We start from the raw sequence: 19,250 nt of genomic DNA on the forward strand, positions 1-19,250 counted from the left end.
GCGCGGCTGGCACCCAGGGCGGCGCCCAGCTTGTCGGCCAGGGGCGTCATGACTTCGTCGAACTTTTCCTTGCTGCCCAGCGCACGACCACCGGAGACGATGATCTTGGCAGCGGTCAGCTCGGGGCGGTCGCTCTTGGCGATTTCGCTGCCCACGAAGCTGCTCTTGCCTGCGTCGGCCGTGGCGGCGGCGGTTTCGACAGCGGCGCTGCCACCCGTGGCGGCTGCGGCGTCAAAGCCGGTGGTGCGCACGGTGATGATCTTGACGGCATCTTGGCTTTGCACGGTGGCAATGGCGTTGCCGGCGTAGATGGGGCGCTCAAACGTATCGGTTGCGATCACCTTGGTGATGTCGCTGATCTGGGCCACGTCCAGCTTGGCCGCCACGCGGGGGGCCACGTTCTTGCCGCTGGCAGTCGCGGGGAACAGGATGTGGCTGTAGTTGGATGCGATGGCGAGGACTTGCGCGGCCACGTTTTCTGCCAGGCCGTGTTCCAGGCCAGGGGCGTCGGCGTGGATGACCTTGGCAACACCGGCTATTTTGGAGGCGGCTTGTGCAGCAGCACCGGCGTTGTGGCCGGCCACCAGCACGTGCACGTCGCCGCCGCAGGCCACAGCGGCCGTCACGGTGTTCAGCGTGGCGCCCTTGATGGACGCGTTGTCGTGTTCAGCAATAACGAGTACCGACATTTAGATCACCTTCGCTTCGTTCTTGAGTTTTTCGACCAGGGCGGCCACGTCGGCCACCTTGATGCCAGCGCCGCGCTTGGCGGGCTCGGTCACCTTGAGGGTCTTCAGGCGCGGAGCCACGTCCACACCGAGGTCTTCGGGCTTGACGGTATCGAGCTGCTTTTTCTTGGCCTTCATGATGTTGGGCAAGGTGACGTAGCGGGGCTCGTTCAGACGCAGGTCGGTGGTGATGACGGCGGGCAGCGTCAGGGCCAGGGTTTCCAGGCCGCCGTCCACTTCGCGGGTCACGCTGACCTTGTCTGCAGCCAGTTCAACCTTGCTGGCGAACGTGGCCTGGGGCAGGTCGGCCAGGGCCGCCAGCATCTGGCCGGTCTGGTTGGCGTCGTCATCGATGGCTTGTTTGCCCAGGATGATGAGCGAGGGTTGCTCTTTGTCCACCAGGGCCTTCAGGAGCTTGGCCACGGCCAGGGGCTGCAGTTCCACGTCGGTCTCGACCAGGATGGCGCGGTCGGCGCCAATCGCCATGGCTGTGCGCAGGGTTTCCTGGCACTGGGCCACGCCGCAGGAGACTGCGATGACTTCGGTCACCAGGCCTTTTTCTTTCAGGCGCACGGCCTCTTCGACGGCGATTTCGTCAAAGGGGTTCATGCTCATCTTCACGTTGGCGATGTCCACACCCGTGTTGTCCGACTTCACGCGGACCTTCACGTTGTAGTCCACCACGCGCTTCACGGGGACGAGGATTTTCATGGTTGGGTCTTTCTGAAAAAACAGGAAATCGATCAGTGCGACAGCGCGCGGTGCAGGTCGCGCAGCTCGCGCTTGAGCACCTTGCCAATCGCGCTGCGCGGCAGCTCGTCGATGAAATGCAACGCAGCCAGCCGCTGCGTCTTGCCCGCACGGGCGTTGTACCAACCCATGATCTGGGTGGCGTCTTCGGTGGCACCCGGCCGGCGGCACACAAAGGCCACCGGCGTCTCGCCCCACTGTTCGGAGGGTACGCCGGTCACGGCCACGTCCTCCACGGCGGGGTGCTTGCGCAGCTCGGCTTCGAGGTCGCTGGGGTAGATGTTGAAGCCGCCGCTGATGACCATGTCCTTGCGGCGGTCCAGCAGGGTCAGAAAGCCCTGCGCGTCAAACCGGCCCACATCGCCTGTGCGGATGAAGCGCTTGCCGGTGGCATCAAACCACTCGGCCTCCCGCGTCTTGTCGGGCTGCCGGTGGTAGCCGGTCATCATGCCGGGCGAGTGGCCCACCACCTCGCCGGTGGCACCGGGCGGCAACTCATGGCCCTCTTCGTCGATCAGGCGGATATCGCTGGTGGACGCGGGCTGGCCCACAGTGTGCAGCTTGTCCGGGTGCTCGTGCGCCGCCAGGATGCAGGTGCCGCCGCCTTCGGTCATGCCGTAGAACTCGTACAGCGCGCCCGGCCAGCGCGCCAGGATGTCGGCCTTGAGCTCGGCACGGAACGGCGCGCTGGTGCAGAACTTGGCGCGAAAGCACGACAGGTCGAATTCACCAAACTGCGGCAGCGCCATGATGCGCTGGTATTGCACCGGCACCAGCATGGAATGCGTGGCGCGGATCTGCTGCGCGGTCTGCAGGTAGCGCAGTGCATCGAACTTTGCCATCAGCCGCACGCTGCCGCCCCAGCACAGGCCGGGAAAGAACGACACCAGCGTGGTGTTGGAATACAGCGGCGTGGCCAGCAGCGTGACACTGTCCGGGCCGTAGCCCTGCGCCAGGCCGCGCACCAGATGCGCCCAGCGCATGCCGTGCGATTGCACGATGCCCTTGGGGTTGCCGGTGGTGCCGGAGGAATAAATGATGTTAAACGGGTGCTCGGACCCCACGTCCACAGGCTGCGGCACGGCGCCTTCGGCGGCAAGCCATGCGCTCCACGGCGTGCCCGCACCCGCGTCGTCCAGCGCCACGAGCGGCAGCGCACCGGCGCCCTCCATCACTGCAGGCGGCACCGCCGCCTTGCCCTGCGCATCAGCAAACAGCAGGCGCGCCTGGGCGTCGCCCAGCATCGATGCCATCGCATCGGGCGTGACGGAGGGCGCCAGCGGTGCCACCACCACACCCGCACGCAGGGCGCCCAGGTACACAGCGGCATAACGCACCGACGACGCGGCGCACACGGCCACCACATCACCCGACTGCAGGCCTGCCTGCTGCAGCGATGCGGCCACGCGGTCCACCAGGGCATCGAGTGCGGCCCATTTCAACGCGGAGTCGTCATCGGCCAGGGCGCTGGCCTGCGGGCGCTGCCGCGCGTTGTCACGCAGCAGATCGGAGACCCGGCGGAACGGGGGGAAAGGGGCAGAGGCAGTTGCGTTGGTCATGGCCCAACTTACTCGAAGACGATGCCCTTGTCGCGGATCACCTGGCCCCACTTGGCGTAATCGCCACTCACGCGCTTGGCCATCTGGTCGGGGCCCTGGTAGTTGGCGATGGCACCGGCGTTGAGCAGCTTGTCCTGCACTTCCTTGTCGGCCAGGATGGCTTTGACTTCGGTGCTGATGCGATCAACCACCTCCTTGGGCGTACCGAGCGGGGCCATCAGGCCGCCCCACGACACGGCATCAAAGCCCTTGAAGCCCTGCTCGGCAATGGTGGGCACGTTGGGGATTACGCCCACGCGCTGCGGCGAGCCCACGGCAATGGCGCGCAGCTTGCCCGTCTGGATATGGGGCAGCGCTGCCACGAGGTCGGCATACATCATGGGCACCTGGCCGCCCAGCGTGTCGGTGATGGCGGGCACACCGCCCTTGTAAGGCACATGCTCCATCTCGAATTGACCCAGCTGCTTGAGCAGCTCCATGCTCAGGTGGCCAAAGCTGCCCACGCCCGAGGAGGTGTAGTTGAGCTGACCCGGCCGCGCCTTGGCGTGGGTGATGAGCTTTTGCAGATCGGTCACGGTGGGCATCTGCGCCGGGTTGACCACCACCACGATGGGCAGGTCATACACCGTGGCCACCGATACGAAATCCTTGGTGGTGTCGTAGCCCGCCTTTTTGTAAAGGTGCGGAGCCAACAGCGTGGGCGTGGCCAGCATCATGAGCGTGTAGCCGTCGCCAGGGGTCTTGGCAATCTGCTGCGCAGCAATCGAACCCGAAGCGCCCGCGCGGTTCTCCACCACCACCGGCTGCTTCAGGCGCTCGGCCAGCTTCTGGCCGACGATGCGCGAGGCCGTGTCGGTGGGGCCACCAGCCGGGAAGGGCACCACGAGCTTGATCATCTTGTTGGGCCAGGCCTGGGCGTGCGCTGGGGCCGTGCCCAGCAGGCCGATGGCCCACACAGCGGCAGCTGCGGACAGCACCGCGCGACGCGAAAAGGCGGCGGGGAAAAGAGATTGTTTCGTCATCAGAGATCCGTTTTTACTTTCAGCTTTTGTGCTGACCCACGCCCGACGTAACCGGCGCGGCCCAGGCGCGGGCAGCCGCGCAAGGGCCGCCCCGCCGCGCTGGCTGCGTCCCCCTGCCCGCATGGCGCAGCCATGCGAGAGCGGGGGGAAGCCGCGCTGCGGCTCAGGGGGGTGTTAATCGAGCTTTGCGCCAGACACTTTCACCACGCGCTCCCACACCGGTGCGTCCTTCTTGAACTGGGCGTTGAACTGCTCGGGACTGCTGCCCACGGGGATGAAACCCATCTGCTGGATGCGGTCACGCACTTCGGGCATCGCGATCACGGCCTGCAGCTCAACGCCAAGCCGGGCTACGACTTCGGGCGGTGTCTTGGCGGGTGCGCTCATGCCCACCCAGCCCGTCACCTGGAAGACCTCGTCCTTGATACCCTGCTCAGCCATCGTGGCCACTTTGGGCAGCGCGTCCATGCGCTGCGCGCCGGTCACGGCCAGTGGCTTGAGGCGGCCCGATTCGATGTAGGGCCGGGCCGACTGCAGGCTGGCAAACGCCATCTGGAACTGCCCGCCCACGAGATCCTGCAGCATGGGGGCCTCGCCCTTGTAGGCCACGTGGTTCATGTCGGCCTTGTGCTTGTCGGACAGCCACGCACCCGCCAGGTGGGCGTACGAACCCATGCCCCACGAGCCATAGGCGATCTTGCCCTTGTTGCGGTCGATGTAGGCCATCAGCTCCGAGGCGTTGTTGACCGGCAGCTGCGGGTTGACCAGCAGCACCACCGGCGCCAGCGCGATCTGCGTGATGAGGGCCTGGTCCTTTTGCGGCTGGTACGGCAAGCGGTCGTACAGGAACTGGTTGATGAGCATGGTGGTGCCCAGGGACACCAGCAGGGTGTAGCCGTCGGCTGGCGACTTGAGCGCCTGGTCCGTGCCGGTCACCCCGCCGGCTCCGCCGCGGTTGTCCACCAGCACAGGCTGGCCCAGACGGGCCGAGAGCTTCTCGCCCAGCGCGCGGGCGGTGATGTCGGTGGCGCCACCGGCCTGGTACGGCACGATCAGCTTGATAGGCTTGGCAGGCCAGGCGTCCTTGCCCGCCTGGGCCAGGGCCGAGCCCAGCAGGCCGGTGCTGATGAGGGCGGCCAGGCCCTGCAGGACCCTGCGGCGGGGAATACGGAAGAAGTTCATGTTTGTCTCCGGATGGCAATAGGAAAAGGTCGATAGCGCTTGTTCTGCAAGCGCATTCCGCTATCGTTTTTATAGCTATTAAAGCGGGGGAAGTGTGAGCACACCCTTGTCGCGCAGGGCCTGAAGCTCGGCCTCGGGCAGTTGCAGCAGCTGCTGCAGCACATCGCGCGTGGCGTCGCCCAGGGTGGGCGGTGCGTTGCGGATGGGCAGGCGCTGGCCGTCCAGCCGATAAGGCGGCGCGAACACATGCGTGGTGCCCGCCACGGGGTGGGGCATTTCCTGCAGCAGGCCGCCACGCCGCGTACGCTCGCCGGTCAGCGCCTCATGCAGGCCGGCCACGCGGCCGCAAGGGATGCCTGCAGCGGTCAGGCGTTCGAGCAGCACATCGCGCGGGAAGCTGGCAATCAACGCCTTCATCTCGGGCAGCAAGGTCAGTCGATTGCGGGCACGCTCGACATTGGTGGCAAAACGGGGGTCTTCCACGATATCCGGGCGCATCACCACCTGACGGCAGAATTTGTCGAACTGGCTGTTGTTGCCCACGGCGATGATGAGCGGACCATCCTGTGCCTCGAACATGCCGTAGGGCACGATGGACGGGTGGGCGTTGCCGTAGCGCTGCGGGTCATGGCCCAGCAGCATGGCGTCCAGGCCGTAGTAGCCGGTGATCATCAGACCGCAGTCGTACAGCGCCATTTCGATGTGGCGGCCCTTGCCCGTGCGCTCCCGCCGGAACAGCGCGGCCAGCACGGCCTGCGCCGCATACATGCCGGTCATCATGTCCACCGCGGCCACGCCGAACTTCAGCGGGGGCTGGCTGGCCTCACCGTTGATGGCCATCAGACCCGCCTCGCCCTGGATCACCAGGTCATAACCGGGGCGCTTGGCCTCGGGGCCGGAGCTGTCGTAGCCCGCCACCGAGCAGTAGATGAGGTCGGGCTTGATGGCCTTGAGCTGCTCGTAGCCCAGGCCCAGCTTCTCGGCGCCGCCGGTCTTGAAGTTCTGGACCACCACGTCGCACTGCGGCAGCAGGTCGCGGATGATCTTCACGCCTTCGGGCGTCTGCAAATCCACCGTGATGGACCGCTTGTTGCGGTTCATGCTGTTGTAGTAGGTGGTCTCGGTCTTGCCGATGCGCATGCCCCAGTCGCGGGTGTCGTCGCCCCGGCCGGGGTGTTCCACCTTGATGACGTCGGCACCAAAGTCGGCCAGTACCTGGCCGCACAGCGGGCCCGCAAACACACGCGAGAGGTCGAGTACGCGCACGCCTTCGAGCGGGAAGTCCATGCCCTCGGGCAATGGGGGTGTGGGGGTGGTGGAGGTCATTGCGTAGTGTCTTGTGTACCCGCGCCAGCGGCATTGACCTGGCGCAGGCGGGCGAAATCGGCCGGGCGTTTTTCCAGAAACGCACCAATGCCTTCGCGGGATTCTTCGGTGGCTTGCGACTGCACCATGAGCTGTGCTTCCAATTCCAGCTGGTCATCCAGCGGCTGGACGTAGGCACTGCGGCACAGCGCCTTGATACGGCCCATGGCCAGGTCAGGGCCGGTGGCCACCTGCGCGGCCAATGCCAATGCCTGGGTCAGCGCCCCACCCGGTTCGGCCAGTCGGTTGACCGGGCCGAGTGCATGCAGTCGCTCGCCAGAGATGCGTTCGCCGGTGAGGCACAGCTCGGTCAGCACCTGGCGTGACACGAACTCGGCCAGGAAGGCCGTGGTGCCGCCATCGGGCGTGAGGCCCACCTTCACGTAAGCCACCGAGAACACGGCATTGCGCGCAGCCACCAGCATGTCGCAGGCCAGCGCCAGCGACAGGCCCGCACCAGCGGCAGCGCCCTCCACCGCTGCAATCACCGGCTTGCGGCAATCGCGCACGGTGCGGATCAGGTCGTGCAGACCTTCGAGCTTGGCGCGGCGCTCTTCAATGGTCAGATCGCGGCGCTTGGCCAATTGGCGCAAGTCACCGCCCGCACAAAAGTGCCCGCCTTCACCCGTGAGCACGATGGCACCCACGGTAGGGTCGGACTCGGCTTCCGCCAAGGCCTCGGTCAGCGCCGTGTAAAACGCGGGCGACAGCGCGTTGCGCGCGGCGGGGTTGTTGTTGGAGAGCACGAGCACCGCGCCCTCGCGGCGTTGCAGCAGAGGCTGTGGCTGCTCCATGGCTTCAGCTCCGGCCCAGCGCGATAAAGCGCGCCAGGTGGTGGTCTTCATCGCCAAACTGGTGGTCCACCATGACGAGGCGCTTGGCGTAGTGGGACAGGGGCAGCTCCCACGTCATGCCAATGCCGCCGTGCAGCTGAATACTTTCCTCCGCCACTAGCGCGCCAATGCGGCCCATCGTGACCTTGGCGGCGGACAGCGCACGCTCGCGCTCGACGCGGTCGGTACTCTCCATGGCAGCGGCTGCGTTGATGACCGCCGAACGCGCCTGCTCCACTTCGAGCAGCAGGTCGGCCATGCGGTGTTGCAGTGCCTGGAAGCTGCCGATCGGCACGCCAAACTGCTTGCGGGTCTGCAGATATTCCAGCGTGTGTTTCTTGGCCACGTCCATGGCGCCCAGCGCCTCGGCACACACGGCCAGAATGCCCCAGCCCACGGCGTGCTCTAGCGTGGCAAAGCCCTGTCCTTCCGCGCCCAACAGCGCACCGGCGCCGACCTGCACGTTTTGCAGCGTGATTTCAGCCATACGCCCTCCGTCAACACGGCCCATGCCGCGGCGGTGCAGGCCAGCGGCATCGGCGGGCACCAGAAATAGCGAGACGCCGTCTTCATCGTCGACAGCGCCCGCGGTGCGGGCGCTGACCAGCAGCAACTGCGCCTGGTCGCCGTGCAGCACCACGGCTTTGTAGCCGGTGAGTAGCCAACCGTCGCCATTGCGCACGGCGCGGGTGGTCACACGGTTCAGGGCGTAGTGCGCGCCGGGTTCTTCATGCGCCAACGTGGCCACTGTGCTGCCGTCGATGATGCTGGCAAGGTGCTCCTTTTGCGCAGCACTGCCCACCATGCCCAGGGCCCGGCCGACCATCAACGCACCCACAAACGGCTCGGCCACCAAGCCTGCGCCCAGGGCTTCAAACACCACGGCCACGTCAAAGCCCGCGCCGCCAAAGCCACCGTCGGCTTCGGGGAACAGAGCGCCAACCGCGCCCAGCTCGGCAAAGCGGCTCCACAGCGCCGCGTCCATGCCGTTGTCGCCGTAGGCGATGTGGTTGCGCGTCTCGATCCCGTACTGCTCGGCCACAAAACGGTTCAGGGTGTCCGCCAGCATGCGGCGGTCTTCGGTATGTTCAAAGTTCATCGCGGCAACCTCACAGGCCGAGAATCATCTTGGAGATGATGTTCTTCTGGATTTCATTGGAGCCGCCAAAGATCGACAGCTTGCGGTAGTTGAAGTAGTTGGCAGCTGCCGTCGCGGCCTCTTTCGGGCCCACCGGCTCATCGGCATAGCTTTCGTACTGCGCTGCTTCGATGAACGGCAGCGCGTACGGGCCCACAGCACGGCGGATGAGCGAGAGGATCTCCTGCCGGATCTCGGTGCCGCGAATCTTGAGCATGGAGCTTTCAGCCCCGGGCACGCCGCCACCGGCCACGGCGGCAATCACGCGCAGGTTGGTGGTCTTCATGTTCTCCAGGTCAATCTCGACCTGGGCCATGCGGGCGGCAAACAGCGGGTCCTGGTCCAGCGGCTTGCCGTTTTTGATGACCTTGGCGGCAATCACCTGGAGCTTGGCCAGCGCGGCAATGCAAAAGCCCACGCCTGCAATGCCCGTGCGCTCATAGGTCAGCAGGTACTTGGCGTAGGTCCAGCCCTTGTTCTCCTCGCCCACCAGGTTTTCCACAGGCACCTTCACATCGGTGAAGAACACCTCGTTGACTTCCTTGTCGCCATCGAGCGTGCGGATGGGGCGCAGCTCCACGCCGGGCGATTGCATGTCCACCAGCAAGAAGCTGATGCCCGACTGGGCCTTGGCTTCGCGGTCGGTGCGCACCAGGCAGAAGATCATGTTGGCGTGCTGGCCCTGGGTGGTCCAGGTCTTCTGGCCGTTGACGATGTAGTGGTCGCCCTGGCGCACCGCCGTGGTCTTCACGGAGGCCAGGTCCGAGCCCGCGCCGGGTTCGGAGTAGCCCTGGCACCACCAGTCCTCGCCGCTCAGGATGCGCGGCAGCCAGTATTTTTTCTGCGCCTCGTTGCCAAACTTGATGAGCACCGGGCCCAGCATGTTCACGCCAAAGGGCACGATGCGCGGGCCACCGGCCAGAGCGCATTCGGTGTCAAAAATGAACTTCTCGACCGCACCCCAGCCGGGGCCGCCGTAGGCCTTGGGCCAGTGGTTGGCCAGCCAGCCGCGCTCGTTGAGGATCGCGTGCCACTCATCCTGGTCCGCCTTGGTCAGGCGCTGCCCGGCCTTGACCTTGGTGGCGATGCGTTCGGGCAGCTTGGCTTTCAAGAAAGCCTGCACCTCGGCGCGGAAGGCTTCTTCTTCGGGGGTGAAATTCAGGTCCATTGACGGTTTTCCTCAGTCATCCATGGCGCTGCGCGCCTGTATACGGCCTTTGCAATGGCACGCCCCAGGCGGGGGACGCCGAGCAAGGGCCGCCCCGCAGCGAGGGCGTCGTCCCCCTCCCGCAGGAGAGGGGGAAGCGGCGCCAGCCGCTCAGGGGGTGTTTCAATAAATTTCGAAGAGGCCTGCAGCGCCCATGCCGCCTGCAATGCACATCGTCACCACGCCGTACTTGGCCTTGCGGCGGCGGCCTTCGAGCAGCAGGTGGCCCACCAGGCGTGCACCGGTCATGCCAAAGGGATGGCCGATAGCAATGGCCCCGCCGTTCACGTTCAGCCGCTCGGACGGAATGCCCAAGCGGCGCTGGCAGTACAGGGCCTGCGAGGCAAAGGCTTCGTTCATCTCCCACAGGTCGATGTCCTGCACCGTGAGGCCGTGGCGCGCCAGCAGCTTGGGCACGGCAAACACGGGGCCAATGCCCATCTCGTCGGGCTCGCAACCGGCCACCGCAAAGCCACGGAATGCGCCCAGGGGCTGCAGGCCACGGCGCTCGGCTTCTTTGGCTTCCATGAGCACGCAGGCGCTGGAGCCGTCGGACAGCTGCGAGGCATTGCCTGCGGTGATGAACTGGCCCGGGCCCTTCACCGGCTCCAGCTTGGCCAGGCCTTCGAGCGTGGTGCTCGCACGGTTGCAGTTGTCGTGCGTGGCCGTCACTTCGCGGTAGGTGACTTCGCCGGTCTCCTTGTTCTTTTCCATCATGCGCGTGGTGCAGGGCACGATCTCGTCGGCGAACACGCCGCCTTGCTGTGCGGCGGCAGTGCGTTGCTGGCTTAGCAGCGAGAAAGCATCCTGGTCTTCGCGGCTGATGCCGTAGCGGTGGGCCACGATGTCGGCGGTGTCGATCATGGCCATGTAGAGGTCGGGCTTGTGCTCTTGCAGCCAGGGGTCGATGTCTGCCGGGTTGCCTGCGCGGATGGCCGAGATGCTCTCCACCCCACCCGCCACCATGGCGGGCACGCCTTCGGCCACGATGCGGCCTGCGGCAATCGCCACCGACTGCAGACCCGATGCGCAAAACCGGCTGGCCACCATGCCCGCCACCGAAAGGGGCAGGCCCGCGCGCAGCGCGGTCTGGCGGCCAATGTTCTTGCCGGTGATGCCCTCGGGGTAGCCGCAGCCCATCACCAGGTCTTCGATCAGCTCGGGGTCGATGCCCGAGCGCTCGACCGCTGCCTTGACGGAAAAGGCCGCCAGCTGCGGGCCGGGTGTGGCATTGAATTCGCCCCGGTGCGACTTGGTCAATGGGGTGCGGGCGGTGGAAACGATGACGGCTTCACGCATGATTTGCTCCTGATTTGATAGCTTTTTGCGCTTATTCATAAGGCGCTAGAGGCCAATATGACTCGAATACGGTGGGACTGATGGAAAACGCTTCGCGTGCAATGCAGGTCAGGCAGACTCTGCGCTATGCAGCCTTGTTCAGGCTGTCGAAATTGCGCCCCTCGGCTACCAGCTTTTCCAGCAGCGGCGCGGGCTGCCAGAACAGCGGGTCTTCCTGGGCGAACTCGCGGATATCGGCCAGCACCTTGTCCAGCCCCGTCATGTCGGCCCACTTCATCGGGCCGCCCCGGTGGCGCGGAAAGCCGTAGCCCGCGACAAAGGTCACGTCCACATCCAGCGGGCGCAGGGCAATGCCTTCGGCCACCACTTTGGCGCCTTCGTTGACCATGGCGGCCATGTAGCGGCGCATGATCTCGTCGGCGCTGAAGCGGCGGGGCGTGACGCCTTTCTTGGCGCGCTCGGCATCGACAATGGCGAGCACCTCAGGGTCGGGCTGGCCGGTGCGGGCACCGTCGGGGTACAGGTAGAACCCGCGCCCGGTCTTCTGACCAAACCAGCCGCGTTCGCAGATGCGGTCGGCAATCTCCACGTAGCGGGCCCGTGGGTCGCGCGTGGCGGCGCGGCGCTTGCGCGTGGCCCAGCCAATGTCGCCACCGGCCAGGTCTGTCACCTGAAACGGGCCCATGGCAAAGCCAAAGCCGCGCACGGCAGCATCGATTTCATACGGGCTGGCGCCGTCTTCCAGCAGGTAGTCAGCGGCCTGCTTATAGACAGCCAGGATGCGGTTGCCGATAAAGCCGTCGCACACGCCCGCGCGCACAGGCACCTTTTTCAGCTTGCGGGCCAGCTCGAACGCCGTGGCCACCACGTCGGGCGCCACCTTGGCGGGCACCACGATCTCCAGCAGCTTCATGATGTTGGCGGGGCTGAAGAAGTGCAGGCCGATCACATCCTGCGGGCGGCCGGTGGCGGCGGCAATGGCGTCGATGTCGAGGTAGGACGTGTTGGTGGCCAGCACGGCACCGGGTTTGCATGCGCGGTCCAGCTCGCGGAACACGGCCTTCTTCACCTCGATGTCTTCAAACACGGCCTCGATCACCAGGTCCACCTGGGCGATGTCGGCGTAGTCGGTGCTGCCGGTGTAGCGCGCCATCACGGCGGCCTGGGCAGATTCAGTCATGCGGCCCTTGGCCACCAGGGCGTTGTAAACCTTCTCGACATTGGCGCGGCCACGGGCGATGGACTCGGCGTCGCGCTCGATCATGGTCACCGGCAAGCCGGCATCGAGGGCTGCCACTGCAATGCCCGCGCCCATGGTGCCGCCGCCGATGACGGCAATGCGGGCGACTGGGCGCGGCTGTGCGGCCTGTGCTTCGGGCACCTTGACGACCTCGCGTTCGGCAAAAAAGGCGTGGATGAGACCGGCGCGCTGCGGGCTGTCGATGCACTCCATGAACAGCGCACGCTCGCGGGCCAGGCCTTCGTCAAACGGCAGTTGCAGCGCGGCCTGCACGCATTCGATGATCTTGAGGGGAGAGAACAGGCCGCGCGACTTTTTGGCGGTCTCGGCCTTCTGTGCGTCCAGCCAGGCCAGTGCGGCTTGCGGCTCGGCAATGGCGAGGTCGCGGGTGCGACGCACGGGAGCGTTGGCAGCCAGCAGCTCGCGCACGTAGGCCAGGCCTGCGGCCAGCGGGCCGGTGCCTTCCACCAGCTTGTCAACCAGGCCGGCTTGCAGCGCGGCCTGGGCCTTGAGGGGCTGGCCGCTGAGCGTGAGGGTGGTCGCAGCCTGCACGCCCATCAGGCGCGGGGCGCGCTGCGTGCCGCCCGAGCCGGGCAGCAGGCCCAGGTTCACCTCGGGCAGGCCCAGCGTGGCAGCGGGCAAAGCCAGTCGGTAGTGGGCCGACAAAGCCACCTCCAGCCCACCGCCCAGGGCTGCGCCGTGCAGCACGGCGACCACGGGCTTGTTCAGGTTTTCGATGGCGCGGCAGACCTCGGGCAGGATGGGAGCAACCGGTGGCTTGCCGAATTCGCGGATGTCCGCCCCGGCAATGAAGGCCTTGCCCGCGCCCACCAGCAGCACAGCCGCCACGGCGGCGTCGGCCTGCGCCTGCTGCATGGCGGCCAACAGGCCCTGGCGCACGGCGGCGCCCAGGGCATTGACGGGCGGGTTGTCGATGGTGACGACCAGAACATCGCCCTGCAGCGCGGTAGTAACAACGGAAGATGCGGGAATGGCGGCGCCCATGCTGGAAAGTCTCCTGGTCGATGGCTATTGACTGCCTGTGAATGACTCGGTGATTGTTGATGCGTGAAGTTATCTTGACAATTACATAGCCCGTTGACAGACTGTCAAACGCCTTTTGACAAACACCCCCGCAACGGCATCCCGCGCCGCCTCCCTGTTCAATGGAACTCACCTCCCTCACCGTGCTGGTCGACATCCTCGATGCCGGCAACCTCAGCCAGGCCGCCCGCAACCTGAAGATGTCCCGTGCCAACGTCAGCTACCACCTGCACCAGCTCGAAAAGTCAGTGGGTGTGCAGCTGGTGCGCCGCACCACGCGCCGGGTGGAGCCCACCGAGGTGGGCCTGCGCCTGTATGCCCATGGCCGCGCCATTCAGAACGAGATGTTGGCCGCACGCGAGACGATTGCCACGCTGGGCCAGGGCCTGCAGGGCCGCGTGGGCCTGAGCGTGCCCAGTGGCTACGGGCAGATGGTGATGTCGGACTGGCTGATCGACTTCAAGCGGCTGTACCCCGGCATCGTGCTGGATGTGCGCTTCGAAAACCGGGTGGACGACCTCATCCGCGATGAGGTGGACATCGCCATCCGCGTGATGCCCGAGCCCCCACCCACGCTGGTGGCGCGCGACCTGGGCAGCGTACGCTACATCGCCTGCGCATCGCGCGGGTACGCCGAGGCGCATGGGCTGCCCCAAAGCTTTGAAGCGCTGCAGGCCGCGCCGGTGATCACCGCAGGGGTGGTAGGCAAGCAGCTGCGCCTGCGCGGGTACCGGGGTGACCAGCGCCAGGAAGCCATGCTGGAGCCCACCCTCATTTCGGAGCACTTTCCGTTTCTGCGCCAGGGCATCCTGGCAGGGCTGGGCGTAGGGCTGGTACCGGATTACGTGGTGCAGGACGCCGTGACCAGCGGCGAAGTGCTGACCACACTCGACGACTGGCGGCTGAGCATTTTTGGCACCCAGATGTTCATGCTCTACATGCCCAACCGCCACCAGACCCGGGCAGTGCGCACCTGCATTGACTACCTGCTGGGGCGGGCCCTGCCGGCAGCCGGCCAAGGAGTGACTGCGGAGCCAGGATGAGCATCTTCTGCGCGTTTACAAGCAAAAATAGCCGCAAGCGCAGGTATTCATTGCGCTAGCAGCTATTTTATTGATAGCAATCGCTACTGTGCCAGTAGCACTGCGGGATGAGTCCCTCCGCCGCGCGTCAGCACACCCGCGTGGCGGCTGGCATCAGATGCGCCCTTCCTCCACCGCATGGCACGCAATGCGGATGCCGCCAATGCTCAGGAGCTGGGGGCGCTCGGTGCGGCAGCGGTCATTGACATGCGGGCAACGGGGGTTGAACGCACAGCCGGGCGGCGGGTTCAACGGGTTGGGTACCTCGCCCTGTACCGGTGTGCGCGCCTTGCCGGTGTCGTGCATCTTGGGGATGGCATCGAGCAACATGCGCGTGTAGGGGTGACGCGGCGTATCAAACAGCGTGTGTTTGTCGGCCAGCTCCACCAGACGGCCCAGGTACATCACGCCGACCTGATCGCTCACGTGGCGCACCACGGCCAGGTTGTGGCTGATGAACAGGTAGGTGAGCTGCCGTTCGCGCTGCAGGTCCTTCATGATGTTGAGCACCTGGGCCTGCACCGATACGTCGAGCGCGCTGGTGGGCTCGTCGCACACCAGGAACTCGGGTTCGGTGGCCAGGGCGCGCGCAATCGAGATGCGCTGGCGCTGCCCGCCCGAGAACTGGTGCGGGTACTTGACCATGTCCAGCGGCGACAACCCCACGGACTTGAGCAACTCGCCCACGCGGGTTTTGAGCTGTTCCTTGTCGGTGATGAGGCCGTGTTCTTTCAGCGGCTCTCCGATGATGTCCTCCACCAGCCAGCGCGGATTCAGGCTGGCGTACGGGTCCTGGAAGATCATCTGGATGCGGCGGCGCATGGCCTTGGCATCGTTGCCCTTGAAGGCGGCGTGCGCGTCCTGGTTGTCGAAGGTGAGGCCGCCGCGGGTGGGCTCGTACAACCCCACCAGCAGGCGGGCCACGGTGCTCTTGCCGCAGCCGGACTCGCCCACCAGGGCTAGCGTCTTGCCCTTCTCGATCTCGAAGCTCACGCCATCCACCGCATGCAACAGGGTGCGAGGCTTGCGCTCGATCACACGATTGAGCCAGGGAGCGGAGACGTCAAAGGTCTTGGCCAGGTCATGCGCCTGGACCAGGGCCTTGCTTTTCGTTGCGGCGGCACTCATGCGGTCACCTCGGCTTGGGTCGCGGCACCAGCGTGCAGCCAGCAAGCAGCGCGTGTAGCGCCTGCATCCATCAGGTCGGGGCGGTCGGTCATGCAGCGGTCAAAGGTCTTGGGGCAGCGGGGGTTGTAGGCGCAGCCACGGGGAATGGCGTTCAGGCGCGGCATGGCGCCATCGATCTGGTTCAAACGTTCACGGTCCATCGTCATGTCGGGGATGGAGGCCATGAGACCGCTGGTGTAGGGGTGCGATGGCTGATTGATCACATCGTGCACCGGACCGATCTCGGCCACGCGGCCGGCGTACAGCACGGCCACGCGATCACAGGTTTCGGCAATCACGCCCATGTCGTGGGTGATCAGCATCACGGCTGCACCGCGCGATTTGCAGATGTTCTTGAGCAGCGTGATGATCTGCGCCTGGATGGACACATCCAGCGCCGTGGTGGGCTCGTCGGCCACGATGAGTTTGGGCTCGGCCGCCAGCGCCAAGGCGATCACCACACGCTGGCGCATTCCACCGGAAAACTGGTGCGGATAGTGGTCAATGCGCTCTTCAGCCGCGGGAATGCCGGTGTCCTTGAGCAACTGGATGGCGCGCTGGCGGGCCTCGGCGGCGTTGACCGGCAGGTGCGCCAGGATGGTTTCGGTGAGCTGTCGGCCCACCGTGTACAGCGGGTTCAGCGAGGTCAGCGGGTCCTGAAAGATGGCGCCAATGCGGCGACCACGGATGTGGCGCATTTCCTCATTGCTGAGGTTGTCGATGCGCTGGCCCTCCAGCAGGATCTGGCCCGAGGCCACACGGCCCGGCGGCTCCAGCAGGCCGATGATGGCCGCGCCGGTGAGTGACTTGCCGGCGCCGGACTCCCCCACCACGCCCAGGATCTCGCCGGGCGCAATGGAGAAGGAAATGTCGTCCAGGGCGCGCAGGGTACCGCGGCGGCCCGGGAATTCGACAACGAGGTTTTTGACTTCGAGAAGGCTCATGGAGATATCGCTTTTCTTGTTCTTGTTGTGGCTCAACGCAGGCGCGGGTTCAGGGCATCGCGCAGCCAATCACCCAGCAGGTTGACCGACAGCGCAATCAGCACCAGCATGGCGCCAGGAAACACGGTGATCCACCATTCGCCCGAGAACAGGTAGTCGTTGCCGATGCGGATCAGCGTGCCCAGCGAGGGCGAAGTGGGCGGAGCGCCCACACCCAGGAAGGACAACGTGGCTTCGGTGATGATGGCCGTGGCCACCTGGATGGTGGCCAGCACCAGCACGGGCCCCATCACGTTGGGCAGCACATGCTTGCGCATGATGCGCAGCGGCGGGACCCCCGTCACTCGGGCCGCCTGCACGTATTCCTTGTTGCGCTCCACCAGCGTGGAGCCGCGCACCGTGCGGGCATATTGCACCCAGCCGGTGAGGGAGATGGAGAGGATCAGCACCCCGAACGCCAGCGACTCGTGCGCATTGGGAAACAGCGCACGACCCACGCCGGCAATCAGCAGCGCGACCAGGATGGCAGGAAAGGAGAGCATCACATCGCACAGGCGCATGAGCACAGCATCCACCCAGCCGCCCCGGAAACCGGCCAGCAGGCCGAAGGCCACACCCACCACCACGGAGAGCAGCACCGAGGCAATGCCGACCACGAGGGAGATGCGCGCACCGTAGATCAGCGCGGACAGGATGTCACGGCCCTGGTCATCGGTGCCCAGGGGGTATTTCATGGAGCCCATTTCGCTCCACGCCGGGGGCAGCCGCGCGTCGCTCAGCTCCAGCGTGGTGAGGTCGAACGGGTTGTGGGGCGCCACCCATCCGGCGAACACCGAACAGAACAGGCAAATCAGCGCAATGGCGGCGGCCAGCATGGCGACCGGCGATGTGCGGAAGCTGTAGCCAACGTCGCTGTCGAACCAGCGGGCAAGGGTAGTTTTCATTGTGGGAAACCAATCAACAGGCAACAACACGCGCAACGGGTAGCTGCGGGTGTTGTTGCGGGCTTGAATCAGCCGATGGCGTTGTCGTTGTTGTAGTCGTCGTATCGATCAGGCGGGAACAAGCAGGATTACTTGCTCACGGTGATCCACTTGAAAGGCATGTAGTTGTCGGCCATCTGCACCAGCTTGACCTTCTTGCTCACCCCCCAGGCCAGCGCCTGCTGGTGCAGCGGCAGGTGGCCCACGTCGGCGGTGTGCACATCGAAGGCTTCCTTGATCATGGCATCACGCTTGGGCTTGTCGGTCTCGACCAGGATCTTCTTGGTCAGTTCGTCCAGCTTGGGGTTGCAATACGCACCCAGGTTGAACTGGCCCGCTCCGGTCTTGTCGTCGGGGCAGATCATCAGCGCATTCAGGGCGTTGTGCGAGTCGTAGGTGGTGGGGGTCCAGCCCAGCATGTAGAAGCTCGTGTCACGGCGCAGCACCTTGGGGAAGTACGTGCCCTTGGTCTCGGCCGCGAGGTTGATCTTGACGTTGATGCGCGACAGATTGGCGGCCACCGTCTGGCAGATGCGGCCGTCATTCACATAGCGGTCGTTGGGACAGTTCATGGTGACTTCAAAACCGTTGGGGTAACCGGCTTCGACCATCAGCTTCTTGGCGGCTTCGACGTCATAGGGCAGGCGCTTGACATCCGGCTGGAAGCCGTTGATGCCGGGGCCCACCATCAGCGCGGAGGGGTTGGAGGCGCCGCGCATCACGGTCTTCTTGATGCCTTCGATGTCGATGGCCTGGTAGAAGGCCTGGCGCACGCGCTTGTCCTTGAAGGGGTTCTTGCCCTTGACGTTGGAGTACAGCAGCTCGTCGCGCTTCTGGTCCATGCCCAGGAAGATGGTGCGCAGCTCAGGGCCAGTGATGGCGCGGGCATTGGCGCTGCCGTTGATACGCTCGATGTCCTGCACTGGCACAGGCTCCATCACGTCCACTTCGCCCGACAGCAGGGCCGCCACGCGCGTGGCATCGTTACCGATGGGCGTGAACACAACTTCGGTGGCGTTGCCTTCGATCTTGTCCCAGTAGGCGCCATTGCGCACGAACACCGTGCGCACGTTGGGCTGGCGCTCACGCAGGCGGAAGGGGCCGGTGCCATTGGCGCGGAACGACGCCGCGTTCTCGATGCCCTTGCGGCGGTCTACCGGGGTTGTGGCCTGATTGGTCTCGCACCACTTCTTGCTCATGATGTAGGACGTGGTGATCACGTCCGGGAGGATGGGCTGGGGAGCCATGGTGTCGATCTCGACCGTGTGGTCGTCGATCTTGCGCACCTGCTTGATATCGCTGTTGGTGGCCTTCATGTCAGAGCCATCGCCCTTCATGCGGGCGAAGCTGAACACCACATCGTCAGCCGTGAACGGCGTGCCGTCGTGGAATTGCACACCCTTGCGCAGTTCGAAGCGCCACACGGTGGGGGCAATCTGCTTCCAGCTGGTAGCCAATGCGGGCGCAAGGCTCAGGTCCTTGTTGCGGCCCACCAGCGGTTCGTAAACGTTGCTGGTCACGCTCAGCTGCAGCGACTCGTTGAGTGAGTGCGGGTCCATCGACAGGGCATCGCCCTGGTTGGCGATGCGAACGGTCTGTGCCTGAGCTACCAAACTCGTCGCAGCCAGCGCAGCGAAGAGAGCGGTCACAGCGACTTTTTTCTGGAATTTCATGGAAATCTCCTGGTAGTGAAAGGGTGGGATGGAA

General features: G+C 65.4%; 16 protein-coding genes. 1 reads left to right on the top strand and 15 read right to left on the bottom strand.

Annotated elements, in window-relative coordinates; all coding sequences use genetic code 11:
- The 11 genes from ACTJKQ_RS00005 to ACTJKQ_RS00055 form a co-directional block, all read right to left on the bottom strand.
- A partial coding sequence (locus tag ACTJKQ_RS00005) for an electron transfer flavoprotein subunit alpha/FixB family protein (protein WP_440595634.1) occupies positions 1–689 on the bottom strand: 689 nt, incomplete at its 3' end.
- Entirely contained in the window at positions 690–1,439 is a 750-nt protein-coding gene (locus tag ACTJKQ_RS00010; protein WP_015012599.1) for an electron transfer flavoprotein subunit beta/FixA family protein, read from the bottom strand.
- Positions 1,440–1,471: 32 nt separating this feature from the next.
- Positions 1,472–3,037, bottom strand: coding sequence for a class I adenylate-forming enzyme family protein (locus tag ACTJKQ_RS00015; protein ID WP_440595635.1), 1,566 nt, complete (start codon positions 3,035–3,037; stop codon positions 1,472–1,474).
- 8 nt (positions 3,038–3,045) lie between these two features.
- Positions 3,046–4,059, bottom strand: coding sequence for a Bug family tripartite tricarboxylate transporter substrate binding protein (locus ACTJKQ_RS00020; protein ID WP_440595636.1), 1,014 nt, complete (start codon positions 4,057–4,059; stop codon positions 3,046–3,048).
- A 174-nt stretch (positions 4,060–4,233) separates the two neighbouring features.
- Positions 4,234–5,241, bottom strand: coding sequence for a Bug family tripartite tricarboxylate transporter substrate binding protein (locus tag ACTJKQ_RS00025; protein ID WP_440595637.1), 1,008 nt, complete (start codon positions 5,239–5,241; stop codon positions 4,234–4,236).
- Positions 5,242–5,319: 78 nt separating this feature from the next.
- Positions 5,320–6,567: a CaiB/BaiF CoA transferase family protein gene (locus tag ACTJKQ_RS00030; RefSeq protein WP_440595638.1), complete on the bottom strand. Its 1,248-nt coding sequence runs from the start codon at positions 6,565–6,567 to the stop codon at positions 5,320–5,322.
- Complete coding sequence (locus tag ACTJKQ_RS00035) at positions 6,564–7,400, bottom strand: oxepin-CoA hydrolase, alternative type (protein WP_440595924.1); 837 nt, start codon at positions 7,398–7,400, stop codon at positions 6,564–6,566. Before ACTJKQ_RS00035 ends, ACTJKQ_RS00030 begins: the two co-directional genes overlap by 4 nt.
- Positions 7,401–7,404: 4 nt before the next feature.
- A complete protein-coding gene (locus ACTJKQ_RS00040; protein WP_440595639.1) occupies positions 7,405–8,538 on the bottom strand; it encodes an acyl-CoA dehydrogenase family protein in 1,134 nt (377 codons plus the stop codon).
- 10 nt (positions 8,539–8,548) lie between these two features.
- Positions 8,549–9,745, bottom strand: a complete 1,197-nt coding sequence (locus ACTJKQ_RS00045; protein WP_440595640.1) for an acyl-CoA dehydrogenase family protein — start codon at positions 9,743–9,745, stop codon at positions 8,549–8,551.
- 162 nt (positions 9,746–9,907) lie between these two features.
- A complete protein-coding gene (locus ACTJKQ_RS00050) occupies positions 9,908–11,083 on the bottom strand; it encodes an acetyl-CoA C-acyltransferase (protein ID WP_440595641.1) in 1,176 nt (391 codons plus the stop codon).
- Between the two features lie 124 nt (positions 11,084–11,207).
- Positions 11,208–13,328 (bottom strand): 3-hydroxyacyl-CoA dehydrogenase NAD-binding domain-containing protein, encoded by a 2,121-nt coding sequence (locus ACTJKQ_RS00055; protein ID WP_440595642.1) that lies wholly within the window; start codon positions 13,326–13,328, stop codon positions 11,208–11,210.
- 161 nt (positions 13,329–13,489) lie between these two features.
- Between ACTJKQ_RS00055 and ACTJKQ_RS00060 the strand changes: the two genes are divergently transcribed.
- On the top strand, positions 13,490–14,410 hold the full coding sequence (locus ACTJKQ_RS00060; protein WP_440595643.1) for a LysR family transcriptional regulator: 921 nt from the start codon (positions 13,490–13,492) through the stop codon (positions 14,408–14,410).
- Positions 14,411–14,563: 153 nt separating this feature from the next.
- Here the strand turns inward: ACTJKQ_RS00060 and ACTJKQ_RS00065 are convergent, their stop codons facing one another.
- The 4 genes from ACTJKQ_RS00065 to ACTJKQ_RS00080 all read right to left on the bottom strand — a co-directional run bounded on the left by ACTJKQ_RS00065 (position 14,564) and on the right by ACTJKQ_RS00080 (position 19,216).
- Positions 14,564–15,577: an ABC transporter ATP-binding protein gene (locus ACTJKQ_RS00065; protein WP_116748960.1), complete on the bottom strand. Its 1,014-nt coding sequence runs from the start codon at positions 15,575–15,577 to the stop codon at positions 14,564–14,566.
- Entirely contained in the window at positions 15,574–16,560 is a 987-nt protein-coding gene (locus tag ACTJKQ_RS00070) for an ABC transporter ATP-binding protein (protein WP_108498609.1), read from the bottom strand. Before ACTJKQ_RS00070 ends, ACTJKQ_RS00065 begins: the two co-directional genes overlap by 4 nt.
- Before the next feature lie 32 nt (positions 16,561–16,592).
- A complete protein-coding gene (locus tag ACTJKQ_RS00075) occupies positions 16,593–17,504 on the bottom strand; it encodes an ABC transporter permease (RefSeq protein WP_056059141.1) in 912 nt (303 codons plus the stop codon).
- Between the two features lie 128 nt (positions 17,505–17,632).
- A complete protein-coding gene (locus ACTJKQ_RS00080) occupies positions 17,633–19,216 on the bottom strand; it encodes an ABC transporter substrate-binding protein (protein ID WP_056059145.1) in 1,584 nt (527 codons plus the stop codon).
- Positions 19,217–19,250 lie beyond the last annotated feature (34 nt).

The organism is Acidovorax sp. 22279 (assembly GCF_052045435.1).
Classification (GTDB): domain Bacteria; phylum Pseudomonadota; class Gammaproteobacteria; order Burkholderiales; family Burkholderiaceae_C; genus Acidovorax; species Acidovorax delafieldii.